The sequence below is a fragment of the Streptomyces sp. NPDC056734 genome (assembly GCF_042790455.1).
Classification (GTDB): Bacteria; Actinomycetota; Actinomycetes; order Streptomycetales; family Streptomycetaceae; genus Streptomyces.
Map to the genome: position 1 here is coordinate 282,422 of NZ_JBHTZD010000008.1, position 25,270 is coordinate 307,691.

Sequence of the window (25,270 nt, forward strand, 5' to 3'; positions counted from 1 at the left end):
GTATCACCGCCGGGTGTCCGAATCCATGCCCGGGGTCGGGAGCGGGGTGGGAGGTCCACAGGTCGCGCATGTACGTTCTCGGTCGTGTCCGCTCCCCAGCAGACCGTCAGGCGCAGCCTGTTGGTCACTTCTGCCGCATTTTTGACGATTTCGCTGACCGCGCCCGTGGCGTTCGCGGCACCGGACCCATCAAACAGTCCGTCGACGACCCCGTCGACCACACCCTCGACGACTCCCTCCGGCACCCCGTCGACGACTTCGTCAGGCACCCCGTCGACGACTCCCTCCGCGACCCCTCCGGCGGACATGTCGACGGTCGGCGGTGAGCGGCTCGGGCAGCCCGGTACGCAGGTCGAGCTGGCGCCCGGTGTCCCGGTGATCCCCAAGGACGTCACCGCGCGGTCGTGGATCGTGGCGGACGCCGAGTCCGGCGAGGTGCTCGCGGCGCACAATGCGCACTGGCGGCTGGCCCCGGCGAGCACCCTGAAGATGCTGTTCGCGGACACCCTGCTGCCGCAGTTCCCCAAGGACCAGGAACACAAGGTCGTCCCGTCGGATCTGGCGGGCGTCGGGGTGGGCTCCAGCATGGTCGGCATCAAGGAGGACGAGACCTACACCGTCCACGACCTGTGGCTCGGCGTCTTCCTGCGCTCCGGCAACGACGCGGTGCATGTGCTGTCCGCGATGAACGACGGTGTGGAGAACACCGTCCAGGAGATGAACGACCACGCCGAGGAACTCCAGGCGCTCGACACCAACGTGGTCAGCCCGGACGGCTACGACGCCCCCGGCCAGGTCTCCTCCGCGTACGACCTCACCCTGTTCGCCCGTTCCGGGTTGCAGAAGAAGGACTTCCGCGAGTACTCCTCGACGGCGACCGCCCAGTTCCCTGGCGAGACGAAGACGGACGACAAGGGCAAGACGACCCGGGAGTCCTTCGAGATCCAGAACACCAACCGGCTGCTGACCGGCGACTACGGCCTGCCCCAGTACGACGGCATAGCGGGCGTCAAGAACGGCAACACGACGAACGCGGGCGCCACCTTCACCGGGGTCGCCGAGCGCGATGGCCGGGTGCTGCTGGTCACCGTCATGAACCCGGAGAAGGACGAGACCAACCAGGTCTACACGGAGACCGCGCAGCTGTTCGACTGGGGCTTCGAGGCGGCGGGCAAGGTCGAGCCGGTCGGTGAACTCGTCGCCCCGAAGGGCGCGGAGCCCCAGCCCGGCGCCACCGCCTCCGACGCCGGGGGCGAGGCCGGGGGCGCCGGAAACACCCCGGGCGACCCGGTGGCAGCCGACGTCACGCAGAACGCCTCCGACGGCATCGGCGTCGCCCTGGGCATAACCGGCGCGGTGCTGCTCCTCCTGGCCACCGCGGCCTTCCTGGTCAACCGCCGCTGGCCCCTCCCGGACCTGGTACGCCGCCGGAAGTGACGCCGGGGTGGGATCGGCCGGGTCGGGTGCGGCAGGTACGCCGCCGAGGGTGACTCCCGGCGCCGGGGGCTCCCGATTCCGGGGGCTCCCGATTCCGGGGGCTCCCGATTCCGTAGGGCCCCCCGGCCACTACTCCCTCTTGCCCCCACCCGCCCCTTCCGGCCCTCGCCCTTCCTGCTCCTCCTGCCCCTCCTGCTCCTCCTGCCCCTCCCGCTCCTCCTGCCTCTCCTGCCCCTCCGGCGCCGCCCGCTCCCCCGGCCCGGCGGGCCCCTCGGACAGCTCGCGCCGGACCGGCTCGCCCGCCCCCGCAGCGCCTCCCGGCCTCGCCCGCGCCCCCGCCTCCCGTGACTCCCCTGACTCCCCCAGCCCATCCGCTCCCCGCGCCTCGCGCGTCTCCACCCGCGCCCCCTCCACTTCCTCCACTCCCTCCACCCCCTCCGCCTCCCCGTTACGCGTAGCCGTCCACGCGGCGCAGAAGAGGACGAGTTTCGCGGTGAAGTTGATCCACAGGAGCAGGGCGACGGGGACGCCGAACGCGCCGTACATGCTCTTCGCGGCCACGCCCTGGATATAGCCGCTGAGCAGCAGCTTCAGCAGTTCGAAACCGACCGCGCCGATCAGCGCGGCCTCGATCAGGCGGCGGCGCCGGGGCTCCACTCCGGGCAGCAGGGTGAGGACGTACAGGAGGACGAGGAAATCCGTGAGGACGGCGACGGCGAACGCGGCGGTCCGCAGCAGCACGCTGCCCCAGCCGCCCTCGTCGATGCCGAGGTGCCGGACGATCCAGTCGACCAGCGCGGAGGCGACGGTCGAGGCGGCGAGGGTGACCAGCAGCGCGCCGCCGAGGCCGAGCAGTACGCCCGCGTCCTTGCCCTTGCGCAGGAAGGGGTTCTCCTCGGGGTCCGGCAGCTCCCACACCGCGCGCAGACAGTCGCGCACCGAGCTGACCCAGCCGATGCCGGTGAACAGCAGCACGGCACCGGCGATGAGCCCGACGGTTCCGGCGTTGTCGACCAGGCCGCCGATGTCGAGCTGGTCGGAGATGCCGGGCACCTGGTCGGCGATCTTCTCCTCCAGCTCGGCGCGCTGACTGGTACTGAGCGTCAGGGCGGCCACCGCGGCGACCACGGTCAGCAGCGGGAACAGCGCGATGAAACTGATGAACGTCATCGCGGCGGCCAGGCGCGTCCACTTCACGCGGTCCAGACGTTCGTACGACGACCACGCGTGCGTGGTCATCAGGCGCGCGACGAGCGGCCCGACGATTGGGAGCCTTTTCAGCCAGTCCATGATCCGACTCTGCCCCCGTTGCGGGTGACCGATGTCCGAGCGCGCCGAGAAGAAGACCCGCAAACTCCGTCAATATAGAGCGACATACCACTAATCACCCATTTCGGGGAGAGGTGTCGCGGTTCGCTGCGTCGACCAACTGAACTCCGTCATACAGGGCGATACGGTCACCGACATGTCTGCCGACACCGCTCTCGTCCCCGTTCCCCGGAGCCTCCTGAAGGACGCCCCCGACCTGCCCCGGACCCTGCTCGTCCTCGGCGGTACGTCCGAGATCGCGCTGGCCACCGCCCGCCGTCTGATCGCCCGCCGCACGCGTACCGTGTGGCTCGCCGGACGCCGCTCCCCGGCCCTGGAGGAGGCGGCGCGGGAGCTGCGCGCGCTGGGCGCGGACGTCCGTACCGTCCCCTTCGACGCCCTCGACCCCGGCGCCCACGAGGATGTGCTCGGCAAGGTCTTCGCGGAGGACACCGTCGACATGGTGCTGCTCGCCTTCGGCGTCCTGGGCGATCAGGCCCGCGACGAACGCGAACCCGTCGACGCGGTGCGCGTCGTCCAGACCAACTTCTCCGGCGCCGTCTCGGCGGGCCTGGTCAGCGCCCGCGCGCTCCAGGACCAGGGCCGCGGCTCCCTGGTGGTGCTCTCCTCGGTCGCCGGGGAGCGCGCCCGCCGCTCGGACTTCATCTACGGCTCCAGCAAGGCGGGCCTGGACGTCTTCACCCAGGGCCTGGGCGACGCCCTGTACGGCACCGGCGTGCACGTCATGGTCGTACGCCCCGGCTTCGTCCGTACGAGGTCCACCTCCGCGCGGGAGGAGATCCCCCCGGCGACCACCCCCGAGGCCGTGGCCACCGCCATCGAACTGGGCCTGCGCCGCCGCTCGGAGACCGTGTGGGTGCCGGGTGTGCTGCGCGTGATGATGTCGGCGCTGCGGCACCTGCCGAGGGCGGCTTTCAGGAGACTGCCGCTCTGACACGCCGCGCGCTCAGTGCGCCGGCAGCGACCCCCGCTCGGCCGGCGCGGACGCCTGCGGCGGTACCACCGGCGTGCCGAAGGCGAACTCGCGGAGCTTGCGCCACACGCCGTCGGCACCCTGCTCGTAGAGGGCGAAGCCGGTGCAGGGCCACTTGGCCTCGTAGCCGGACAGCTCCTCGTAGGCGCGGTCCATGGCGGCCTCGTCGATGCCGTGGGCGACCGTGACATGCGGGTGGTAGGGGAACTGAAGCTCGCGCGCGACGGGCCCGGAGGCGTCACGGACCTGCTTCTGGAGCCAGGTGCAGACCTCGGCGCCCTCGACGACCTGGACATAGACGACCGGCGAGAGCGGCCGGAAGGTGCCGGTGCCGGACAGCCGCATCGGGAAGGGGCGCCCGGTCTGGGCCACCTGGACCAGATGCGCCTCGATCGCCGGGAGCAGCGCGGCGTCCGCCTCGGTCGGCGGCAGCAGGGTGACATGGGTGGGAATGCCGTGCGCCGCGGGGTCGCCGAAGCCCGCGCGCCGCTGCTGGAGCAGGCTGCCGTGGGGCTCCGGGACCGCGATCGACACACCGATCGTTACGGTCCCCACGTCGTCTCCTGTCGTCGTGTCGGTCACATCTGTGCGGGTCGCCCGGCGGGGGCTCTACGCGCGCGGGTGGCCGCTCACGCGGCCATCCGGCTATCGACTGTACGACCACGGCCGGGCTCTGGGCAGGCGCAGGCATGGTGATATGCAGCGCTGTGCGGTGGTACGGGGCACACGACCCGGCTCCCGGGCCTTCGGTCAGCGCTTCGCCGGCAGGAAACCCACCCGGTCGTACGCGTTTGCGAGGGTCTCGGCGGCCACCGCGCGGGCCTTCTCGGCGCCCTTGGCCAGGATCGAGTCGAGCGTCTCGGAGTCGTCCAGATACTGCTGGGTGCGCTCCCGGAACGGCGTGACGAACTCGACCATCACCTCGGCGAGGTCGGTCTTGAGCGCGCCGTAGCCCTTGCCGTCGTACTTCTTCTCCAGTTCCTCGATGCCCGCGCCGGTGAGGGTCGAGTAGATGGAGAGGAGATTGCTGACGCCCGGCTTGTCGGCGGCGTCGTAGCGGATCACGGTGTCGGTGTCGGTGACCGCGCTCTTGACCTTCTTGGCGGTGGCCTTGGGGTCGTCGAGCAGATTGATCAGGCCCTTCGGCGTGGACGCCGACTTGCTCATCTTGACCGACGGGTCCTGAAGGTCGTAGATCTTCGCCGTCTCCTTGAGGATGTACGGCTCGGGGACCGTGAAGGTCGCGCCGAAGCGACCATTGAAGCGCTCGGCGAGATCACGGGTCAGCTCGATGTGCTGGCGCTGGTCCTCACCGACCGGCACCTCGTTGGCCTGGTACAGCAGGATGTCCGCGACCTGGAGGATCGGGTACGTGAACAGACCGACCGACGCGCGGTCGGCGCCCTGCCTGGCGGACTTGTCCTTGAACTGGGTCATACGGGACGCTTCGCCGAAACCGGTCAGGCAGTTCATGACCCACGCCAGCTGGGCGTGCTCGGGGACATGGCTCTGGACGAAGAGCGTGCAGCGCTCGGGGTCGAGACCGGCGGCGAGCAGCTGGGCGACGGCCAGGCGGGTGTTGTCCCGCAGTTCCTTCGGGTCCTGCGGGATCGTGATCGCGTGCAGGTCCACGACCATGTAGAACGCGTCGTGGGTCTCCTGGAGCGCCACCCACTGGCGCACCGCGCCGAGGTAGTTGCCGAGGTGGAACGAGCCTGCGGTGGGCTGGATCCCGGAGAGCACGCGGGGACTGTCAGAGGCCATGCTCACCATTCTCTCAGGTGCCCGGCACCGATCCGGAACGGACCGCGACGCCACGACGGCGGCACTTCCGGGGCCTCGCGCCCTGGCTGCTGTCCTCGTCGCCGATGAGACGAGGAACACAGTGCCTCCGAGGAGCACCGCCCCTGAGCCCCCCACCCCCCACCCCACCCCACCTGCCCGGCGCCCGGACCGGACGCACCGACCGAACCGAGCAGACCGGGCAGACCGGGCAGACCGAGCAGACCGACCGGGCCCTCAGCCCAGGTCGATCTCGGGGTAAAGGGGGAACGCGGCGACGAGATCGGTGGCGCGGCGCGAGATCTCGTCGGCGATCTTCGGGTCCAGGATGTGCTGGGCCTTGGAGGGGGCGCCCTTGCCGGTGGTGCCGGGTTCGGTGGTGGACAGGACCCGGTCGATGAGGGCGGCGACCTCGTCCATCTCGGCGGTGCCCAGGCCACGGGTGGTCAGGGCGGGGGTGCCGACCCGGATGCCGGAGGTGTACCAGGCTCCATTGGGGTCGGAAGGGATGGCGTTGCGGTTGGTGACGATGCCGGAGGAGAGAAGGGCCGCTTCCGCCTGGCGGCCGGTGAGGCCGTAGGAGGTGGCGACGTCGATCAGATTGAGGTGGTTGTCGGTGCCGCCGGTGACCAGGGTGGCGCCGCGGCGCAGCAGGCCCTCGGCGAGGGCGCGGGAGTTGTCGACGATGCGCTGGGCGTAGTCACGGAAGGAGGGCTGACGGGCCTCGGCGAGGGCGACGGCCTTGGCGGCCATGACATGCGGGAGCGGGCCGCCGAGGACCATGGGGCAGCCGCGGTCGACCTGGTCCTTCAGGGAGTCGTCGCACAGGACCATGCCGCCGCGCGGGCCGCGCAGTGACTTGTGGGTCGTGGTGGTGACGATCTGGGCGTGCGGTACCGGGTCGAAGTCGCCGGTGAGGACCTTGCCGGCGACCAGGCCCGCGAAGTGGGCCATGTCGACCATCAGGGTCGCGCCGACCTCGTCGGCGATCTCCCGCATGATGCGGAAGTTCACCAGCCGGGGGTAGGCGGAGTACCCGGCGACGATGATCAGGGGCTTGAACTCGCGGGCGGAGGCGCGCAGGGCCTCGTAGTCGAGGAGCCCGGAGACGGGGTCGGTGCCGTAGGAGCGCTGGTCGAACATCTTGCCGGAGATGTTCGGGCGGAAGCCGTGGGTGAGGTGACCGCCGGCGTCGAGGGACATGCCGAGCATGCGCTGGTTGCCGAAGGCGTGGCGGAGTTCGGACCAGTCGGCCTCGGTGAGGTCGTTGACCTGGCGGGCACCGGCCTTCTCCAGGAAGGGCGCCTCCACCCGGTCGGCGAGCACGGCCCAGAAGGCGACGAGGTTGGCGTCGATGCCGGAGTGCGGCTGGACGTAGGCGTGCCGGGCGCCGAAGAGTTCGCGGGCGTGTTCGGCGGCGAGGGACTCGACGGTGTCGACATTGCGGCAGCCGGCGTAGAAGCGGCGGCCGACGGTGCCTTCGGCGTACTTGTCGCTGAACCAGTTGCCCATGGCGAGGAGGGTGGCCGGGGAGGCGTAGTTCTCGGAGGCGATCAGCTTGAGCATCTCGCGCTGGTCGTGGACCTCCTGGCCGATCGCGTCGGCGACCCGGGGCTCGACGGCCCGGATCACATCGAGGGCGGCGCGGAACGCGGTGGATTCGGTGGAGAGGGGCTGCTGATCGGACATCTCGGCCTCCGGGTGGCGTGGCTCGACGCGGTCACGGTTCGGCCCAGGCGCACGGCACTCGCTCATCAGGTCCACGGCGGCGGTGCACCGCAGCGGGTCCTGCTGGAGCCGCTCCCCGATGGTCGGTCCCATCCCAGCGCGCCAGTCACGGCTCGCCGTCAGCCTACCGGCGGCAAAGACCCGGCGGGCCGTCACGTCCACCATGCGGGCGAGGGCGGCGAGCCCCAGGGAGGGTCGCGGAGGGCGCGGCGGGCGCCGGACGGTTCTCAAGGGGTGGGGCGTGGCCGACGATTCCGATAGGAGCCGAGGTAGGAGCCGAGGTCAGTCTTCCGGAGGTCCGCATGTCCCCGTCGTCCCCGCAGTCACCGTCATCCTCACCCTCGTCCCCCTCACCCTCGTCCCCCTCCCCCACGGAAACCCTCATCGCCGCCGCCGAGGAGCACACCGCGCACAACTACCACCCGCTGCCCGTGGTGGTGGCCACCGCCGAGGGCGCGTGGATGACGGATGTGGAGGGCCGGCGCTATCTGGATCTGCTGGCCGGGTATTCGGCGCTCAACTTCGGGCACGGCAACCGGCGGCTGATCGAGGCGGCGAAGGCCCAGCTGGGGCGGGTGACGCTGACCTCGCGGGCGTTCTACCACGACCGGTTCGCGGCGTTCTGCGGGGAGCTGGCTGAGCTGTGCGGGATGGAGCTGGTGCTGCCGATGAACACCGGCTCGGAGGCGGTGGAGACGGCGGTGAAGACGGCACGGAAGTGGGGGTACCGGGTGAAGGGGGTGCCGTGGGAGATGGCGAAGATCGTGGTGGCGGCGAACAACTTCCACGGGCGTACGACGACGATCATCAGCTTCTCGACGGACCGGGAGGCGCGGGCGGACTTCGGGCCGTACACGCCGGGGTTCGAGATCGTGCCGTACGGAGATCTGGCGGCGATGCGCAGCGCGCTGACGGAGAACTCGGTGGCGGTGCTGCTGGAGCCGATCCAGGGGGAGGCGGGGGTGCTGGTGCCGCCGGCGGGGTATCTGGCGGCGGTGCGGGAGCTGACGCGGGAGCGGGGGGTGCTGTTCGTCGCGGACGAGATCCAGTCGGGGCTGGGGCGGACGGGGAAGACCTTCGCGTGTGAGCACGAGGGCGTGGTGCCGGACATGTATGTGCTGGGCAAGGCGCTGGGCGGGGGGATCGTGCCGGTGTCGGCGGTGGTGTCGAGCGCCGAGGTGCTGGGGGTGTTCCGGCCCGGGGAGCACGGGTCGACGTTCGGCGGGAATCCGCTGGCGTGCGCGGTGGCGCTGGAGGTGATCGCGATGCTGCGGTCGGGGGAGTTCCAGGCGCGGGCGGCCGAGCTGGGCACCTATCTGCACCGCGAGCTGGCCGCGCTGGCCGAGGGCGGCCGCGTCACGGCGGTACGGGGGCGCGGTCTGTGGGCGGGCGTGGACATCGCGCCGGAGCACGGCACGGGGCGGGAGGTGTCGCAGAAGCTGATGGATCGGGGGGTGCTGGTGAAGGACACCCATGGGTCGACGATCCGGATCGCACCACCGCTGGTGATCAGCGAGGAGGATCTGGAGTGGGGGTTGCATCAGTTGCGGGGGGTGTTGGGGGCCTGAGGACAGTTACGGGGGGGGTGTTGGGGGCCTGAGGACGCTTGAAGAGGCGGGGTGGCGGCCCCGACACCACCCCCGTGACGTCGGCGCCGCCGCCCCGAGCCGCCCCCGGTCAGCCCCCTCGGCCCGCCCCCGGTCAACCCCCGGTCAGCCCCCTCAAGGCAACGCCCGGCACAACGCCTCCAGCGCCTCCGCCCACCCATGATCCGGCGGCGTCGCGTACCCCACCACCAGCGCGTCCATCGAGCGGGCGGGCGCGTCGGGATGCCGGAACCGCGACAGCCCGTGCACCGACAGCCCCTGCCACGCGGCGGCCCGGATCACCGCCTCCTCCGTCCCGGGCGGCAACCGCAGTACGGCGTGCAGCCCGGCGGCGATCCCGGTCACCGTCACCTCGGGCGCGCGGGCGGTGAGCGCGGCGACCAGCGCGTCCCGGCGCCGCCGGTAACGCGTCCGGGCGGCGCGCACATGACGGTCGTAGCCCCCGGAGACGATGAACTCGGCGAGCGTGAGCTGTTCGACGACCCCCGTGGCGCTGCTGCCGAGGGCGTCCGTCACCTCGCTGACCAGGTCCGGCGGCAGCACCAGCCAGCCCAGCCGCAGCCCGGGGGCGAGCGACTTGCTGGCGGTGCCGAGATACACCACATGGTCCGGCCCGAGGTCCTGCAAAGCACCGACCGGCTGCCGGTCGTACCGGAACTCGCCGTCGTAGTCGTCCTCCAGCACCAGCCCGCCGGTCCGCCGCGCCCAGTCGACCAGGGCCGCGCGCCGCTCGGGCAGCAGCGCGAGTCCGAGCGGGAAGGAGTGCGCGGGGGTGGTCAGTACAGCGCCGGGGACCGGCAGTTCATCGACCGGGACGACCGTGCCGAGGCGGTCGAACGGCATCGGGCGGACCGTCAGACCGGCCCGCTCGACCAGATTCCAGTGCACGTCGAGGCCGTACGCCTCCACGGCCAGCGCGTCCAGCCCCCGCCTGCGCAGCACCCGCGCCAGCAGGCCGAGGCCGTGGGCGAAGCCGGAGCAGATCACGATCCGCCCCGGGTCGGCCCGGACGCCCCGGGCGCGGGCGAGGTAACCGGCGAGGGCGGTGCGCAGCTCGGGACGGCCGCGCGGATCGCCGTAGCCGAAGGCGTCGTTGGGGGCGGCGGCCAGTGCGCGGCGGGCGGCCTTGAGCCAGGCGGCGCGCGGGAAGGAGCCGAGGTCGGGGGAGCCGGGCTCCAGGTCGTGGACAGGGCGGCCGGGGGTACGCGGGACGGCCGCCCGGCGGACGACGGGCGCGCTCGGCGGACGCTCGGCGACCCGCGTGCCGGACCCCTGCCGCGCGGTGAGCCAGCCCTCGGCGACCAGATCGGCGTACGCGTCGGCGACGGTGTTGCGGGCGATCCCCAGATCCCCGGCGAGCGTACGACTGGACGGCAGCCGGGTGCCGGGCGCCAGCCGACCGGTCCGCACGGCCTCGCGCAGGGCGTCGGTCAGCCCCCGGCGCAGCCCGCCACCGGAGGGCGCCACATGCAGATCGATCCCGAGCCCGCCGGGAACCGGCCCGGCGGCCCCCGGCGACTCCCCAGAATTGGCCCAGCCATTCTCCATGAAAATGGACCATACCCCCGGGCCGGATCCTCCGTAGGGTCAAGCACATGACCACACAGAAGCCCCCCGCAGAGCCCGAAACCGAGCCCGAAACTCCCCGCTACGCCCCCGAGGTACCACCCCGCCTGAAGATGGCGGAACACGCCCCTGAGGTCTACAAGGCCATGATCCGGCTCGACACCGCCGCCAAGCAGGGCCTGGACCCCACCCTGTACGAGCTGGTGAAGATCCGCGCCTCGCAGCTCAACCACTGCGCCTTCTGCCTGGACATGCACACCAAGGACGCCCTCGCGGCCGGGGAGAGCGTGGAGCGGATCATCCAGCTCAGCGCCTGGGAGGAGTCCCGCCACTTCTACACCGAGAAGGAACTCGCGGCGATCGAGCTGACCGAGGCGATCACGGTCCTCACCGACGGTTTCGTGCCGGACGAGGTGTACGAGCGGGCCGCCAAGCTGTTCGAGGAGCCGGAGCTGGCGCAGCTGATCGCCGCGATCACGGTGATCAACGCCTGGAACCGGTTCGGCGTGACCAGCCGGATGACCCCGGGCCACTACCACCCGGCCGGGTCCAGGTGACGCCCCGTACCACCGCGCTGGACGCGGGCGTCCGTACGGCGATGCAGTCGGTCAGCGCCGCCGCCAAGCGCGGCCTGGGGGACCCGGCGCTCGCCGAACTGGTCCAGATCCGGGCCTCGCAGCTCAACCACTGCGCGTTCTGCCTGGACATGCACCTCACCCTCGCCCGCAAACAGGGGGTCGGCGAACGGCAGCTCGATCTGCTGGCCGCGTGGGAGGAGGCGGGGGAGGCGTTCGACGCGCGCGAGCGGGCGGCGCTGGCGCTGACCGAGTCGATCACCGTCCTCACCGACGGCTACGTACCGGACAAGGTGTACGAGGAGGCGTCCCGCCACTTCGACGCCCCGGGCCTCGCCCATCTCATCGCCCTGATCACGGCAATCAACAGCTGGAACCGCCTGATGGCCAGCCGCCGCATCCCACCGGGCAGCACGAACTGGTGAGCCCCGAGCGCCCTCACCCGCAGCTCCCGCCCGGCTCGCAGAACCACTCCACGCCGGTCGCCACCAGCTCCAGCTCGTCCTCCCGGCCGTCCGAGTCCCGCCCATAGGCGGCGATCGCGTACCGCCCGCCGTCCGGCGCCGTGAACCGGGCGTCCACCACATGCCAGGTCCCCATGTCCGGCTCCCCCCGGATGGAGTCGGCCAGGTATGCGAGCCGCGCGCCCGTCACCCGGTCGGAGACCAGCTCGTCGTACGAGAGTTCCCGGAAACCGGACGGCTTGAGGGTGTCCGGCGACAGGAACAGCTCGAAGGACTCGTACGCCGACGCCTCCTCGACCTCGAACACCTGGACCCGCTGGTCCCCCTCCGGGGAGCGGAAGTTGACGACGTCCATGCCGTACTGGGAGGGCACGGCCTCCCGCGACCAGCCCTCGGGCACGGCGATCCGGAACCCCTGCGGGTCATCGACGGCCTCGTACCCGAAGGGCGGCGCGGTCGTCTCGGCCCCGGTCACCGTCTCACTCGGCGAGGCAGAGGCAGAGGCAGAGCCAGGGGCAGAGGCAGAGGCGGAGCCAGAAACAGAGGGCCCGTCCGGCGAATCCGAAGGCAGGACATTGCTCACACCCGGCGACACAGGGACGGAGACGCTCCCGCCGGGGTCGTCCCGCAGCTGTACGAGGACGAGAGCCACCGTCGCCCCCACAACCGCCGCCGCGACGACCACCACCGCCCACACCCGGGGCGGCTGACGCCAGGAGCCGGAGGCCGGGGCGGTGGCCGGGGCGGTGGCCGGGGCGGGCGGAACGGGGACCCTCCAGGTCTGATCCCCCGCCCCCTCACTGATCCCACCCTCACTCCCGGTGGACGGCATCCCCGCCGGTCGAGGCGGTGGAGGCGGCGTCACCTGCGCCGCCCGCTCCGCTCCGACCTCCCAGCGCTGCGTCTCCTCGTTCCAGTACCGCTCCCCGGAATTCATCCCCCGCCCCTCCCCCTCGGCCCCCTCACAACAACCCCGCCACCGCCGTCGCCACCGCACCCGCCGACGCCAGCAGGCTCATCAGCGCCTCGGAGTCGGTGAGCAGTTGCCGCAGCCGCTCCAGCCGGGTCCGGCCCACGCCCCCGGTGCGGTCGATCTCCTCCTCCGCACCGGCGAGTTCCCCGTCCAGCTCCGCCGTACGGTCGTCCGCGCGGACCCGGGTCAGATCGGCGCGCAATTCCCGTACCGCCGCGAGCAGTTCGGCCACGGCCGGATCGACGCGCGGGGCGCCGCCCGTGCCGTGGTGGCTCTCGGCGCGCGCGTGGCTGCCGATCGCGAACGTGCTGCCGGACACATCGCCGATCCTGACGGTCGGCTCGCCCTCAGTCGTCATCGTCCCCGGATCCCTTCTTGACGGTGGAGTGGGCCTGCGCCTGGTCACCGACAGCGAACGTGCTGTCGTTGACGGAGTCGATGTGGACGCCGCCGTTGCTGATGTTCACGACCTTCTGCACGAACTCGCCGGTCTGATAGCCGTGCGCGGCGAGCGCGGTTTTCACGCCGTTCGCGATCCGGTCCTGGATGCTCTGGAGATAGCGGTCGACGTCCATCTGCTGGAAGAGCGATCCGGCGCGGGCCGCGCCCAGCTCGCGCACGGACGCCGCAGGCCCTTCGGGCAGCGCCCCGCCGTGCCCGGCGGTGAGCAGCTCCCAGCCGTGGGCAACGCCCTGGAACAGGTTGAGCACCGACCGCACGGCCGACACCGGCACCTGCCCGACTGCCCAGGTGGCCTTGCCGAAGCCACTGTTGTTGCGGAAGCGATGGGCCGCACGGTCGCTGTCCTTGAAGTCGGCGCGGATCGGCTGGAGGACGTGCGGGGCGATCTCCAGCATCAGCATCCGGCCCTGGGTGTGGACCCGTACGAAGACGGTGACCACGAGTTCCTCCTCCCAGCCACCGACCCGCACCCGCAGGAAGTGCCGGCGCTTCTCGCCGCCCTCCTCCACCGCGCGGGCCCGGTGCCGTGCGAAGTCATCCGGCCCGTAGGGGGCGTCCGCGCGCCGCCCGAGCCCCTCGGCGGGCAGGAACACGCACTCGTCGATCTCCAGCCAGCGCAGCCGGTCGCGCACTCCGTCGCCCGCGTGCTCGGCGGACTGCCGCAACCCCGCGAGCAGCGGATGGATGGCGTCGAGAACGGTCCGGTTGCTCAGCGGCTGCGCCTTCTTCGCATCCGTCGGACGCAGTTCGACGGCGAGCACCCAGGTGTCGTACGCGGCGCCCGCCCCGCAGAACGGATGGGCCTCGTGGTACATGATCAGCGGCTTGTGCTGCTCCAGCCGGATACGGTCCTTGAGGCGCTGGAACCGCTGTCCCTCGGCGCTCTCCGCCGGGTCGGACATCGCGTCCGGGAACCGTCCCGGCGCCAGTTCGGCCCCGAGCGCGCGGGCGAACTGACCGCGCTGGGCACCGCTGCACAGCGCCACGCCGATGAACAGCACCAGCGCCAGCCACGCCGGGAGCGGCTCGACGATCTCCCCGATCAACCGAACGCGACCAGGAGGGTGATCACCAGGAGGGCGGCGAAGACGATCCGCCCGACCCAGCGCAACGCGAACGCGGCGAGCCGGCGCGGCGCCGGGGGACGGTCGGCGTTCCCGCGCACCGCGTCACTCAGCGCGAGCACCACGCCGGGCGCCAGGTACAGGGCGAGCAGTCCCCGCGTCACCACCAGGCCGATGATCCACAGCCCGACGATCGCCCCGGCCCAGGCCAGTTCCAGGCGGCGGGCGCGCAGGGCGTGGGCGAGGATGCGGGCGGCATCATGGCCGAGGGAGGGCGCGGCGATCCGCTGTTCGTTGAGATACAGCTCCTCGATGACCCGGTCGCGGAAGGCGGCGTCGAGATAGCTTCCGGCGCACAGCAGCCGGGTGGCCTCGCTGGCATGCGGCGGCGTCGGTGGCGTGGGCGGGATGGGAAGAGAAGGCACGGTAACGGTACTCACACGGCTCCCCCGAGGTGTGAATTGCCCCTGTGTAAAAGCGGGTTGAGGAAACTCACAGCATAGGGGGACTCGGGCGTCCGCACCGGAAAACGCCGTAGCGCCCAACGCCGCCAAGGGGCGCGGGGAACTGCGCGACCAGCCCCCACGCCCCCGCGGACGACGTCGTCGGGACCGTCAGATCAGCCCAAGCCCCCGGACAGCGTCCCGCTCCTCCGCCAGCTCCTTCACCGACGCGTCGATCCGCGCCCGCGAGAAGTCGTTGATCTCCAGCCCCTGGACGATCTCGTACACCCCGTCCTTGCAGGTCACGGGGAAGGACGAGATGAGCCCCTCGGCCACGCCGTACGACCCGTCGGACGGAATGCCCATCGACACCCAGTCACCCTCGTCCGTGCCGTTGACCCAGCTGTGGACGTGGTCGATGGCGGCGTTGGCGGCGGAGGCCGCCGAGGACGCGCCCCGGGCCTCGATGATCGCGGCACCGCGCTTGGCGACGGTCGGGATGAACTCGTCGGCCAGCCACGCCTCGTCGTTGACGACCTCGGCCGCGTTCTTGCCGGCGAGGGTCGCGTGGAAGATGTCCGGGTACTGCGTCGCGGAGTGGTTGCCCCAGATCGTCAGCTTCTTGATCTCGGAGACCGGCGTGCCCGTCTTCTTCGCCAGCTGGGTGAGCGCGCGGTTGTGGTCGAGGCGGGTCATCGCGGTGAACCGCTCGGCCGGTACGTCGGGCGCGGCGGCCTGCGCGATCAGCGCGTTGGTGTTGGCCGGGTTGCCCACCACCAGCACCTTGATGTCGTCGGCCGCGTGGTCGTTGATGGCCTTGCCCTGGGGCTTGAAGATGCCGCCGTTGGCCGAGAGCAGGTCACCGCGCTCCATGCCCTTGGTACGCGGCCGGGCACCCACCAGCAGTGCCACGTTGGCCCCGTCGAAGGCGACGTTCGGGTCGTCCGTGATGTCGATGCCCTGGAGCAGCGGGAACGCGCTGTCGTCCAGCTCCATCGCCGTGCCCTCGGCGGCCTTGAGCGCCGGGGTGATCTCCAGCAGACGCAGCCTGACCGGCACGTCCGCGCCGAGCAGCTGGCCGGAGGCGATGCGGAAGAGCAGGGCGTAACCGATCTGGCCGGCCGCGCCGGTGACGGTGACGTTCACGGGAGTGCGGGTCATGGCGTTCTCCGTATGACAGCTGGCGGTGGGGCGTCCCTGCCCCGGGCGGATGATCGATCTCTTCATATCAAGACAGATCCAGCCGTCAGGCTATCGCGCATTGGTCAACAGGGACCGTCCGGGTGCTGTGGCCGACACCACAGCACCCGACAACCGGCTCGCGGAGCCACAAGAGGGGACCCACAGGAGGAAGGAGAAAAGGAGAAGAGGGGCGGCCGTCCGTCCGGGAGGGGGGGACGGGACGGCCGCCCGGGGTGGGATGCCGTTGCCGGATCCCGTGGGGGTACCGTCCGCATTCCCGGCCTCCCGACGGCCATACCTCCCCCCGCATCACTCGTACGGGTGAATCCGGCGAATCCCTGCCGCCGCGCTACTGCGTGCACCCCTGCTGCCCGGCCACCAGCGTCGCGCAGGCGACCGCCTCGGCCTCGCTCTTCACCGCGACCATCGGGGTGTACGCGCTGGTGTCCCCGGCCTCGGTGATGGCGCCGACCTGCTTGCCGCTGTCGGCGCTGACCTCGATCTCGTCGCCCTGGGCCGCCAGGGAGATACGGCCCCAAGCGGCCTGGCAGATCTCGCTGTAGCGGACCTCGACGGTGGAGGTGCCGACCACGGCGGTCGCGGCGGTGATCACCAGATCGCCGCTGCACCCCATCGCCTCGGCGTCCTTGCCGGTGCAGCTCGCGCCGCTGCACTCCACACCCGGCGGCAGTTCGACGCTGGTGCTCGGGGTGGGGGTGGGCGTCGGATCGGCGCCCTCGTTCGCGGTGTCGCCGTCCCTGGTCAGGAAGAACGCCGCCCCGACCACGACCAGCACCCCGACGACCCCCGCGAGGAACATCGCGGTACGCCGCTTGCCCCCGCCGGGTCCGGAATCCCGCCGGTCCGGCGGGCCACCGCCCGGCCCGGAGGCACCGACACCGGCGGGGGAGACTCCCGGCCGCAGCCACCCGTCCACCGAGGGCGTCCCCGACGACGGCGTTGACGAGGGGGTTGACGACGGCGTTCCGGATGCCGGCCCCGCAGCAGCGCCCGGACGCGACGGCCCTTGGTAGCCAGCGAGCCTCCAGGAGTTGGCGGAATCAGCGGACTCCCTGGAATCGGTGGAATCCACACCCGAGGACGGCCCGCGTGAAGGCCCAGACGGCCCAGACAGCCCGGAAGGCCCAGCCGACCTCGACGCCCCCCACGACCCCGAACCCCCCGAAGCCCCCGAAGCCCTCGAAGACTCCGAATCCCGGGGACGCACCCCCGCCGAATCCCGGGCCCCCGTCGGCTGCTGCGGCACCGTCGGCGCCACCCCGGCCCGTCCGGCGCCCCCCGGCGACCCCGCCGGTCCCGACCCCGCCGGTCGCGCACCTCCCGGCGTCGCAGCCGTGCCGCCCCCGCCCCTGCGCCCGGCCTTCCCCTTGCCGGGCGGGGCGCCGAACTCGCTCAGCGCGGCGCGGGCCTGGGAGATCCGGATGGCCTCCATCGTCATGTCGTGCCGCATCTCCGAACGGCTCCAGGCCCGCTCGGCCAGCTCCCACATGGTCGTCAGATGGACCGGATTGGTCCCCGTGACCTCCGCGAGCGCGACGATCGCACCCTTGGGCGCCAGCAGCCGGCCGTTGAGATACCGCTCCCAGGACGTCTTGCTGTAGCCCGTGCGGTCGGCGACGGCGGCGACATTCAGACCACTGCGGTCCACCAGCCGACGCAGCTGGCTGGTGAACTCCCTGATCTGTGGATCGAGTTCATCGGGCAGTGCCTTCCAGCGAGGCATTGCTTCCCCCCTCTTCCCCCCGGTACGTCTTCCCCCCGGTGCGTGCTGATGGTTCCCCCGCGTTGTTTACCGCGTTGTTGTTTGCCGCGTTGTTGTCTACCGCGTTGTTTCCCGCTTTGCTCCCCGCGCGGAGTGCCATTTCCGCCGAGCCCTGGTCTGGCTACCCACAGGGATGCGCCGGATCAGGATCTCAGTTTCCCGGGGTGGGGGCGCACGGGAGCGCGGGACCTGCGGGCATGCACCGTCGCACGCCTCATCACATTAACCCGTAAGCAGATTAGCTTTCCGACGCGCGGACACCGTAGCGGAACGGTCACTTCCGTGCCACAGCACCCGGACAGCCGTTGAATCGGCCGTTCCTCCTGCGTAAACGTGGGTAACGGCGGCGGCCCGTCCTCCATCGGGGGTGAGGACGGGCCGCCGTTCTTCCGTGCACGCGCCGCGCGGGGCTACTGATCCACCGTGAAATGCAGGGTGTCCTTGATGAACGGGATCTCCAGCCACGGCCTGGGCTGCACCATCAGCGCCAGCACCACGATCGACAGCCCCAGCACGCCGTACGTGACGACGTCGGTGAAGCGGGAGCGTACGGCGAGCATGCCGACGCCCGGCAGTACGAACCGCAGGACCGCGCCCGCCAGCAGCGCGGCACCGATCAGCAGCAGGCCGACGCGGAACACATCGAGGGCGGTCAGCAGCAGACCGAGGCCGACCAGGGACAGCACGGTCAGCATCGGCCACTGGCGGGCGGGCGCGGGCGCGTCCAGGGAGGCGGCCCGGCCGCCGCCCTCGGGCCGGGCGGTGTCCCGGGTGAACAGGGGGAAGCGCCGGGTGGTCCGGACCGGCCGTCCCTCGGCATCGGGCGCGCTGACCGCGTCGGTCACCGCGAGATCGTCCTCCGTCGCAACGGCGTCGGTGCGCTGCTCCTCGGTCCTGCCGTCAGCCGACACTGCGCTCCGCCGCCTCGACCACGTTGACCAGCAGCTGGGCCCGGGTCATCGGCCCGACCCCGCCCGGGTTCGGGGAGACGAAACCGGCCACCTCGGCGACGTCCGGGTGCACATCGCCGACGATCTTGCCCTCGGCGCTGCGCGACACCCCGACATCGAGGACGGCCGCGCCCGGCTTGACGTCCTCGGCGCGCACCAGATGCGCGGACCCGGCGGCGGCGACGATGATGTCCGCGCGCTTGAGGTGGGAGGAGAGGTCGCGGGTGCCGGTGTGGCACTGGGTGACCGTCGCGTTCTCGCTGCGGCGGGTCAGCAGCAGCGGCATCGGGCGGCCGATCGTCACGCCCCGGCCGACGACCACCACCTCGGCGCCCTTGATCTCCACGCCGTAGCGGCGCAGCAGGGTGAGGATGCCGTTGGGGGTGCAGGGCAGCGGGGCCGGTTCGTTCAGGACGAGGCGCCCGAGGTTCATGGGGTGCAGGCCATCGGCGTCCTTGTCCGGGTCCATCAGCTCCAGGACGCGGTTCTCGTCGATGCCCTTGGGCAGCGGGAGTTGCACGATGTAACCGGTGCACGCCGGGTCGTCGTTCAGCTCGCGGACGGCCGCCTCGATCTCCTCCTGCGTCGCCGTGGCGGGCAGCTCACGCTGGATCGAGGCGATGCCGACCTCGGCGCAGTCGCGGTGCTTACCCGCGACGTACTTACGGCTGCCGGGGTCGTCCCCGACCAGGATCGTGCCGAGGCCGGGCGTGACACCCTTCTCCTTCAGGGCCGCCACGCGGACGGACAGATCGGACTTGATCGCGGCTGCGGTGGCCTTGCCATCGAGAATCTGGGCGGTCATGGCCCCATCCTCCCGGATGACCGGGCCCCGGTTCCAATCCGGGCACGTGACGCCCGTCCCATCCCGATTCCCATCCCGTTCCTCCCAAGATCGGTGATGTTGCACTTGCACAACACCTCCCGCCCGTGGCTGGACAATCCCGCGATGGCTGAAGAACGATGTACAGCACAGTGCCGCGGGCAGTACCGGGGGGACGAACCGCTTTCTGTACCTCCGTTCCTCCGCAATGTGCCGCGCGTCGTCCCCGCATCTGCGACAACGGAGGAACCCCCGCCATGAGTTTCGGCGACCAGAACAACCCCTACGGCGCCCCTCAGGGCGGACAGCAGCCGTATGGCCAGCAGCCGCCCAACCAGGGGTACGGCTACCCGCAGGCGCCGCCCGTCAGCCCGTACGGGGATGGCGCCCCCGCGATGACCAAGATGCCCGGCACGGTGAACACCGCCCGCATCCTGCTCTGGGTGATCACCGGCCTCCAGGTCATCGGTGTCAGCCTCTACGCCTTCGCCGCGGTGAACGCCGACAGCGAGACCTTCGGGGGCTTCGGGAGCGTCCCGACCGGCGTCATCTGGGGCATCACCTTCCTGGCGCTGGTCTGGCTGGTGTGGGCGGCGTACCTGGCCACGAAGGTCAGCAGCGGCGGCAACGGTACGCGGGTCACGCTTCTGGTCTTCGGCATCCTGACGGCCGTCTTCGCGCTCATCTTCACCGTCGTCGGCATCGTGCACATCGTGCTCGGCATCCTGATAGCCGTGTTCGCGGGCAACGCCAACGGCAAGGCGTGGTTCAACCGGCCGCGCTAGTCGCTCCGCGAGGGTCAGGAATGGGCCGTCTTCGTCACGCCTTCACGGCGGTGACGAAGGCGGCCCAGGCGTTTGTGGAGAGGAGGAGGGTGGGGCCTTCGGGGACTTTGGAGTCGCGGACGGGGGTGACGCTGGGGAGGTTGGTGGCCACTTCGACGCAGTCGCCGCCGCCATCGTTGCTGTAGCGGCTCTTGCGCCAAGCGGCACGGCTCAGGTCATTCCTCCTGCTGGGCTTCATGTCTGTACGTCCTCGCTGCGTCTGCCAACAGTTCCAGGGACGCCTCCGGTGACAGCGCGACGGCCCTGAGCAAATCGTATCTACGACGGTACTGGGCCACGTTAGCCGGATAGTCGACGAGGTGTCCGGTCCAGTCGCCCTCCGTGTACACCGTCGGCGGAGCATCGCCAAAGGTCATGATCTTGGCCATGCCATAGGCGAGCGGATGCCACGGGGTCGTTTCCGGAACAACTTGGAAAATACTCCGCGTAGACCGCATCACGTCGAGGATGTGCTCCACCTGTTCGCCCATCACTGCCGCTGGAAGTGGGCTCTTCCGGATGACCGACTCATTGACGATGCCCCAATAGGTGGGCCGGTCATCACGGGTCCACAACTCCGCCCGCTTCAAACGTGCGTGGACACGCTGCTCCACGTCTTCCGGTGCCGCCTCGGGGTCCCCGTACGACATCCGCCCCCGGTAGTACGCTCCGGTCTGCAAAAGCCCTGGGACGGTGAAGGGTCCCCACTCCTCCAGCGTCAGCGCCTGCTTCTCCATGTCAGGGATATCCGCGTAGTACCACGCGTGCCCCACCTGCCGGGCCTTGGCCGCGTCTTCACAACGCCGCTCGAAAAACCCGTCCGTCCCCAGCTTCTTGTCCACATGCCGGGCCAGATCGAGCGGCATCCGGCGCTCGCCCCGTTCGATCTGACTCAGAAACGAGATCGCCCGGTAGCTCCCCTCCATCAGTTGTTCCAGTGTCAGACCCGCTTGCTCCCTCTTGAAGCGCAATTCGGCGCCGTAGAAGGAGGGGACGCTCAACGAGGCGTCCGGGTCCTTTTTTGCGGGCACAACTCATCACCGCCGTTTCTCAGTTGCTCATGCGCAGCAGAAACCTCTTCCACGGTACTCACGTTGGCGTCACTCTGTGAGGGATTCGTCACACCCTGCACACGGAGGCGTACCCCCCATGACCCCCCACCACGAGATCGACGTCCACGTAGAAGACCTGCGCGCGGCCTTAAAGGCCCACGGCATCACGCTGCCCTCGCTCGGTCTGGATCTACCGGCGTTCGCAGGCTCGGGGATGCCCCTGGTGTCACTCGGCAACTGCAACACCGCCACCGCCCAGGCCCTCGTCAAGGTCTTGCGGGAGGCGAGGGCGGAGTGATCGGCGAACTCACGGCCGAGGAGACCATGACGCTCGCGTTCGTCGCGGATCGCGAGCTGGTGTCCGAGGCGCGGCAGGCGGTCCGGATCTACCTGGGCAGGCCCTGCCCCGACGTACAGCTGTGCCTCAGCGAGCTGCTGGCCAATGTGATCCGGCACGTCGGTGAGGGCACGCCCGTGACCGTGCGGCTGACGCGGGCGGCTGACGGCCGTACCCGACTGGAGGTCACGGACTCCGGACCGCCCGCCGTCCTGGTCGCACGAAACCCCGGCCGGTACGAAGAGACCGGCCGGGGCCTGATGCTGCTCGACGCGATCGCCGAGCGGTGGGGCATGGTCGGGGAGACGGACGGCAAGACGGTCTGGTGCGAACTGGCCGCCGACGAACCGCCCGACACTCCCTGAGGTTTCCTGAGAGAGCGGCGGTCAGTGGAAGAAGTGCCGGGTCCCCGTGAAGTACATCGTCACGCCGGCCTTCTTCGCCGCCTCCACGACCTGCTCGTCCCGGACCGAACCGCCCGGCTGGACCACGGCCTTGACCCCGGCGTCGGTCAGGATCTCCAGGCCGTCCGGGAAGGGGAAGAACGCGTCGGAGGCGGCGTACGCCCCCTGCGCGCGGTCGGCGCCCGCGCGCTCGACGGCGAGCTTCGCGGAGTCGACCCGGTTGACCTGGCCCATGCCGACGCCGACGGAGGCACCGTCCTTGGCAAGGAGGATGGCGTTGGACTTGACCGCGCGGCACGCCTTCCAGGCGAAGGCGAGTTCGCGCAGCTCGGCGGGGGTCAGGGCCTCGCCGGTGGCCAGGGTCCAGTGCGCCGGGTCGTCGCCGTCGGCCTGGAGGCGGTCGGTGACCTGGAGCAGCGCGCCGCCGTCGATGGCCTTGACCTCGACGGGGTTGGCGGGGGCGCCGGGCGCGGTGAGGACCCGGATGTTCTTCTTGCGGGAGAGGGCCTCCAGCGCGCCGTCCTCGTAACCGGGCGCCACGATGACCTCGGTGAAGATCTCCGCGACCTGCTCGGCCATCTCCTTGCTGACCGGCCGGTTGACGGCGATCACGCCGCCGAACGCGGACAGCGGGTCACAGGCGTGCGCCTTGCGGTGCGCCTCGGCGACATCCGCGCCGATCGCGATCCCGCACGGGTTGGCGTGCTTGATGATCGCGACGCAGGGCTCGTCGTGGTCGTAGGCGGCCCGGCGGGCGGCGTCCGTGTCCGTGTAGTTGTTGTACGACATCTCCTTGCCGTGGAGCTGCTCCGCGCGGGCGAGGCCGCCGCCCGCCGGGTCGACGTACAGGGCGGCGGGCTGGTGCGGGTTCTCGCCGTAGCGCAGCGTGTTCTCGCGCTCCCAGGTGGCGCCGAGGAAGTCGGGGAACGGGGAGTCGTCGACGGGCGCGTACTCGCTGGCGAACCAGCTCGCCACGGCCACGTCGTAGGCGGCCGTGTGCTGGAACGCCTCGGCGGCCAGCCGCTTGCGGGTGCGCAGGTCGAAGCCGCCCGAGCCGACGGCGGCGAGGACGTCCGCGTAGCGGGCGGGGCTGGTGACGACGGCGACGGAGGGGTGGTTCTTGGCGGCGGCGCGAACCATGGAGGGGCCGCCGATGTCGATCTGCTCGACGCATTCGTCGGGGGACGCGCCGGAGGCGACCGTCTCGCGGAACGGGTAGAGGTTCACGACGACCAGGTCGAAGGGCTCCACGCCCAGCTCGGTGAGCTGCTCGCGGTGGGTGGCGAGGCGCAGGTCGGCGAGGATGCCCGCGTGCACCTTGGGGTGCAGGGTCTTGACCCGGCCGTCCAGGCACTCGGGGAAGCCGGTCAGCTCCTCGACCTTGGTGACGGGGACGCCGGTCGCGGCGATCTTCGCGGCCGTGGAACCGGTCGACACGAGCTGGACCCCGGCGGCGTGCAGCCCCTGGGCCAGCTCTTCCAGGCCGGTCTTGTCGTACACGCTGACCAGGGCGCGGCGGATGGCCCGCTTGCCGTTGCTCTCGGCGGTCACTGGATAACTACCTTTCGTCCCTCGATGCGATAGCCGTTGCGGGCGAGCCGCCCCACGACATCGACGAGCAGCCTTCGCTCGACTTCCTTGATGCGCTCGTGCAGCGCGCTCTCGTCGTCCTCGTCCCGGATCTCGACCACGCCCTGGGCGATGATCGGGCCGGTGTCGACGCCGTCGTCGACGAAGTGGACGGTGCAGCCGGTGACCCTGGCGCCGTACGCGAGCGCGTCACGGACGCCGTGGGCGCCGGGAAAACTGGGCAGCAGGGCCGGGTGCGTGTTCACCAGCCGCCCGCCGAAGCGGGCCAGGAACTCCTTGCCGACGATCTTCATGAAACCGGCGGACACCACGAGGTCGGGTTCGTGGGCGGCGACCGCCTCGGCGAGGGCGGCGTCCCACTCCTCGCGGGTCGCGTAGTCCTTCACCCTGCGCACGAAGGTCGGCAGCCCGGCCCGCTCGGCACGCGCCAGCCCCTCGACGCCGGTACGGTCCGCGCCGACGGCCACGATCTCGGCGCCGTAGCGCGTGACGCCGGTCTCGGCGATGGCGTCGAGCAGCGCCTGAAGGTTGGTGCCGGATCCGGAGACCAGCACGACAAGGCGCTTGACACGCTCGGCCACGGCTCGGCCCTTTCTGGAGGTACGTCGATGTCCTGGTCCTGGTCCTAGATGTCCTGGTCCTGGTCCTATGAGGGCCGGCCAGGTGTTTGTGCGTTCGCGTCTATGCGTTCGCGTTTGTGCGTTCGTACGAATGCTTCGCGCCCTCGGATACGGGGAAGCCTACGAAGCGGCCGACCGTCAGCAACGATACCGGCACACCGGACAGCCCCCACGGGACGGGGGCGTGGCCGGAAGGTAGCGTCTGGGGGAGCCGGGTCGGGAACGTGCGTGGCGAGCGAAGCGTTTCATTAGGTGATGGCCCGGTCACCGACCGCCAGCCGTACCCACCGAGCCGCAACCGCAAGGTTTCAACCACCAAGGGATGACGCTCACTTGATGCCGGACCGCAGCCTGAGACCCCTCATGCCGACCCCGCTGCCGGAGCGGGGAGGGCGGCGCAGCGGTGTGCTGCTGCGGGACCGCCCCTCGTCGGCGCCGGACGCCTCGTCCGGGCGGACCGGTTCCGGGCACTCCGGGAACCCTGGCGGTTCCGGGCAGGAGGACAATCCCTTCGCGCCGCCGCCGGAGGGGAGCCCCGACCGCCCCTGGCAGCCACGCCGCCCGGACGGCGCCGCGGGCCCGCCCGGTAATGGGAACGGCTCCTCCGGTTCCTCTGGCTCCTCCGGTTCTTCCGGTTCTTCCGGTTCTCCGGATGACGGTTCGCGTGGTGGGGAGGGGGGTGGTGGTCCGGTCTGGGGCAGTGGGTGGAGCGACCAGCAGCCCGGCCGCTCCTCGGGGGGCGGCTTCGGCGATCGCCCCGGCGGCAGGCCCGACGGCCCCACCGGCCCCGGCGGCGGCCCCACTCCACGCTGGGACCCGACCGACCCCGCCCAGCGCCGTGCGCGGTACGCACTGCTCGGCGGCATGTGGGCCTTCTTCTTCGCCCTCTTCGCCTGGCCGTACGTGGCGCTGATGCTCGGCGCGCTCGCCCTGTACTGGGGCATCAGCGCGCTGAACACCAAGCCGCGTACGCCGGACCCGGACACTCCGGCCCCGAAGCAGCCGACCGGCGGACGGCCGCAGACCACGGCGGCGGTGAGCGGCATCGTGGCGGCGTCCCTGGCGATCGTCCTGGTCGGCGCCACCTTCGTGGCTCAGCTGGTGTACAGCGACTACTACACGTGCCGCAGCGACGCCCTCACCAATGAGCAGCGGCAGTCCTGTGACCAGCTGCTGCCGGAGCAGTTGCGGGACGTGCTGGGGCAGGGTTAGCCGACGCCGGTTCCCGCGCCCTCGGTGTGTCCGAGGGCGCGGCGCTGCGTCCGGAGCCGCCAGCCTCGTACGACCAGGGCGGTCGGGAGG

General features: G+C 71.1%; 24 protein-coding genes and 1 pseudogene. 9 read left to right on the top strand and 16 right to left on the bottom strand.

The features are described from left to right. Positions 1-84: 84 nt before the first annotated feature. A complete protein-coding gene (locus ACFRFC_RS15050) occupies positions 85-1,437 on the top strand; it encodes a D-alanyl-D-alanine carboxypeptidase family protein (RefSeq protein WP_382680485.1) in 1,353 nt (450 codons plus the stop codon). A 129-nt stretch (positions 1,438-1,566) separates the two neighbouring features. Here ACFRFC_RS15050 and ACFRFC_RS15055 read toward each other — a convergent pair whose 3' ends face one another. Continuing rightward, on the bottom strand, positions 1,567-2,727 hold the full coding sequence (locus ACFRFC_RS15055) for a YihY/virulence factor BrkB family protein (RefSeq protein WP_382680484.1): 1,161 nt from the start codon (positions 2,725-2,727) through the stop codon (positions 1,567-1,569). Positions 2,728-2,944: 217 nt separating this feature from the next. Between ACFRFC_RS15055 and ACFRFC_RS15060 the strand changes: the two genes are divergently transcribed. Further along, a complete protein-coding gene (locus ACFRFC_RS15060) occupies positions 2,945-3,700 on the top strand; it encodes an SDR family NAD(P)-dependent oxidoreductase (protein ID WP_382680622.1) in 756 nt (251 codons plus the stop codon). Between the two features lie 12 nt (positions 3,701-3,712). Here the strand turns inward: ACFRFC_RS15060 and ACFRFC_RS15065 are convergent, their stop codons facing one another. From ACFRFC_RS15065 to ACFRFC_RS15075, 3 genes are all read right to left on the bottom strand, one after another. Beyond that, the gene (locus ACFRFC_RS15065) at positions 3,713-4,294 is read right to left on the bottom strand and encodes a 2'-5' RNA ligase family protein (protein ID WP_382680483.1); all 582 of its coding nucleotides are present in this window, start codon (positions 4,292-4,294) and stop codon (positions 3,713-3,715) included. A 195-nt stretch (positions 4,295-4,489) separates the two neighbouring features. After that, positions 4,490-5,503 (bottom strand): tryptophan--tRNA ligase, encoded by a 1,014-nt coding sequence (trpS, locus tag ACFRFC_RS15070; protein ID WP_382680482.1) that lies wholly within the window; start codon positions 5,501-5,503, stop codon positions 4,490-4,492. 255 nt (positions 5,504-5,758) lie between these two features. Beyond that, a complete protein-coding gene (locus ACFRFC_RS15075) occupies positions 5,759-7,210 on the bottom strand; it encodes a glycine hydroxymethyltransferase (RefSeq protein ID WP_382680621.1) in 1,452 nt (483 codons plus the stop codon). Between the two features lie 341 nt (positions 7,211-7,551). Here ACFRFC_RS15075 and rocD point away from each other — a divergent pair, with 341 nt between their 5' ends. Further along, positions 7,552-8,817: an ornithine--oxo-acid transaminase gene (gene rocD / locus ACFRFC_RS15080; protein WP_382680481.1), complete on the top strand. Its 1,266-nt coding sequence runs from the start codon at positions 7,552-7,554 to the stop codon at positions 8,815-8,817. 153 nt (positions 8,818-8,970) lie between these two features. On the opposite strand, the gene ACFRFC_RS15085 is transcribed toward rocD, so the two are convergent. Next, a complete protein-coding gene (locus ACFRFC_RS15085) occupies positions 8,971-10,404 on the bottom strand; it encodes a PLP-dependent aminotransferase family protein (protein WP_382680480.1) in 1,434 nt (477 codons plus the stop codon). Between the two features lie 47 nt (positions 10,405-10,451). On the opposite strand from ACFRFC_RS15085, the gene ACFRFC_RS15090 reads away from it, so the two are divergent. Beyond that, complete coding sequence (locus ACFRFC_RS15090; RefSeq protein ID WP_382680479.1) at positions 10,452-10,979, top strand: carboxymuconolactone decarboxylase family protein; 528 nt, start codon at positions 10,452-10,454, stop codon at positions 10,977-10,979. Further along, positions 10,976-11,422 (top strand): carboxymuconolactone decarboxylase family protein, encoded by a 447-nt coding sequence (locus ACFRFC_RS15095; protein WP_382680478.1) that lies wholly within the window; start codon positions 10,976-10,978, stop codon positions 11,420-11,422. Before ACFRFC_RS15090 ends, ACFRFC_RS15095 begins: the two co-directional genes overlap by 4 nt. Before the next feature lie 13 nt (positions 11,423-11,435). On the opposite strand, the gene ACFRFC_RS15100 is transcribed toward ACFRFC_RS15095, so the two are convergent. The 7 genes and pseudogenes from ACFRFC_RS15100 to ACFRFC_RS15130 all read right to left on the bottom strand — a co-directional run bounded on the left by ACFRFC_RS15100 (position 11,436) and on the right by ACFRFC_RS15130 (position 19,123). Beyond that, complete coding sequence (locus ACFRFC_RS15100; protein WP_382680477.1) at positions 11,436-11,936, bottom strand: hypothetical protein; 501 nt, start codon at positions 11,934-11,936, stop codon at positions 11,436-11,438. A 487-nt stretch (positions 11,937-12,423) separates the two neighbouring features. Further along, positions 12,424-12,792 carry a hypothetical protein gene (locus ACFRFC_RS15105; RefSeq protein WP_382680476.1) on the bottom strand — a complete coding sequence of 123 codons (369 nt, stop codon included), beginning with the start codon at positions 12,790-12,792 and terminating at the stop codon, positions 12,424-12,426. Then, positions 12,782-14,400, bottom strand: a pseudogene (locus tag ACFRFC_RS15110) (hypothetical protein). Before ACFRFC_RS15110 ends, ACFRFC_RS15105 begins: the two are co-directional and overlap by 11 nt. A gap of 174 nt (positions 14,401-14,574) precedes the next feature. Then, positions 14,575-15,564: a malate dehydrogenase gene (locus ACFRFC_RS15115; RefSeq protein WP_382680475.1), complete on the bottom strand. Its 990-nt coding sequence runs from the start codon at positions 15,562-15,564 to the stop codon at positions 14,575-14,577. A gap of 370 nt (positions 15,565-15,934) precedes the next feature. Continuing rightward, positions 15,935-17,329 (bottom strand): DUF2690 domain-containing protein, encoded by a 1,395-nt coding sequence (locus ACFRFC_RS15120; RefSeq protein WP_382680474.1) that lies wholly within the window; start codon positions 17,327-17,329, stop codon positions 15,935-15,937. A 449-nt stretch (positions 17,330-17,778) separates the two neighbouring features. Then, positions 17,779-18,213, bottom strand: coding sequence for a DUF3017 domain-containing protein (locus ACFRFC_RS15125; RefSeq protein WP_382680620.1), 435 nt, complete (start codon positions 18,211-18,213; stop codon positions 17,779-17,781). Between the two features lie 55 nt (positions 18,214-18,268). After that, a complete protein-coding gene (locus ACFRFC_RS15130; RefSeq protein ID WP_382680473.1) occupies positions 18,269-19,123 on the bottom strand; it encodes a bifunctional methylenetetrahydrofolate dehydrogenase/methenyltetrahydrofolate cyclohydrolase in 855 nt (284 codons plus the stop codon). Between the two features lie 275 nt (positions 19,124-19,398). On the opposite strand from ACFRFC_RS15130, the gene ACFRFC_RS15135 reads away from it, so the two are divergent. Further along, positions 19,399-19,926 (top strand): hypothetical protein, encoded by a 528-nt coding sequence (locus tag ACFRFC_RS15135; protein ID WP_382680472.1) that lies wholly within the window; start codon positions 19,399-19,401, stop codon positions 19,924-19,926. 34 nt (positions 19,927-19,960) lie between these two features. Here ACFRFC_RS15135 and ACFRFC_RS15140 read toward each other — a convergent pair whose 3' ends face one another. Next, on the bottom strand, positions 19,961-20,164 hold the full coding sequence (locus ACFRFC_RS15140; protein ID WP_382680471.1) for a DUF397 domain-containing protein: 204 nt from the start codon (positions 20,162-20,164) through the stop codon (positions 19,961-19,963). Then, positions 20,142-20,996 carry a helix-turn-helix domain-containing protein gene (locus ACFRFC_RS15145; RefSeq protein WP_382680470.1) on the bottom strand — a complete coding sequence of 285 codons (855 nt, stop codon included), beginning with the start codon at positions 20,994-20,996 and terminating at the stop codon, positions 20,142-20,144. Before ACFRFC_RS15145 ends, ACFRFC_RS15140 begins: the two co-directional genes overlap by 23 nt. Positions 20,997-21,114: 118 nt before the next feature. Between ACFRFC_RS15145 and ACFRFC_RS15150 the strand changes: the two genes are divergently transcribed. Both ACFRFC_RS15150 and ACFRFC_RS15155 read left to right on the top strand, forming a co-directional pair. Continuing rightward, positions 21,115-21,315 (top strand): hypothetical protein, encoded by a 201-nt coding sequence (locus ACFRFC_RS15150; protein WP_382680469.1) that lies wholly within the window; start codon positions 21,115-21,117, stop codon positions 21,313-21,315. Beyond that, positions 21,312-21,719, top strand: coding sequence for an ATP-binding protein (locus tag ACFRFC_RS15155; RefSeq protein ID WP_382680468.1), 408 nt, complete (start codon positions 21,312-21,314; stop codon positions 21,717-21,719). The genes ACFRFC_RS15150 and ACFRFC_RS15155 overlap by 4 nt, the downstream gene beginning before the upstream one ends. Positions 21,720-21,740: 21 nt before the next feature. Here ACFRFC_RS15155 and purH read toward each other — a convergent pair whose 3' ends face one another. Next, positions 21,741-23,309 (bottom strand): bifunctional phosphoribosylaminoimidazolecarboxamide formyltransferase/IMP cyclohydrolase, encoded by a 1,569-nt coding sequence (purH, locus tag ACFRFC_RS15160; RefSeq protein WP_382680467.1) that lies wholly within the window; start codon positions 23,307-23,309, stop codon positions 21,741-21,743. Further along, the gene (purN, locus tag ACFRFC_RS15165; RefSeq protein WP_382680466.1) at positions 23,306-23,929 is read right to left on the bottom strand and encodes a phosphoribosylglycinamide formyltransferase; all 624 of its coding nucleotides are present in this window, start codon (positions 23,927-23,929) and stop codon (positions 23,306-23,308) included. Before purN ends, purH begins: the two co-directional genes overlap by 4 nt. Before the next feature lie 375 nt (positions 23,930-24,304). Here purN and ACFRFC_RS15170 point away from each other — a divergent pair, with 375 nt between their 5' ends. After that, positions 24,305-25,180: a hypothetical protein gene (locus tag ACFRFC_RS15170; RefSeq protein ID WP_382680465.1), complete on the top strand. Its 876-nt coding sequence runs from the start codon at positions 24,305-24,307 to the stop codon at positions 25,178-25,180. The last annotated feature ends 90 nt before the right edge of the window (positions 25,181-25,270 follow it).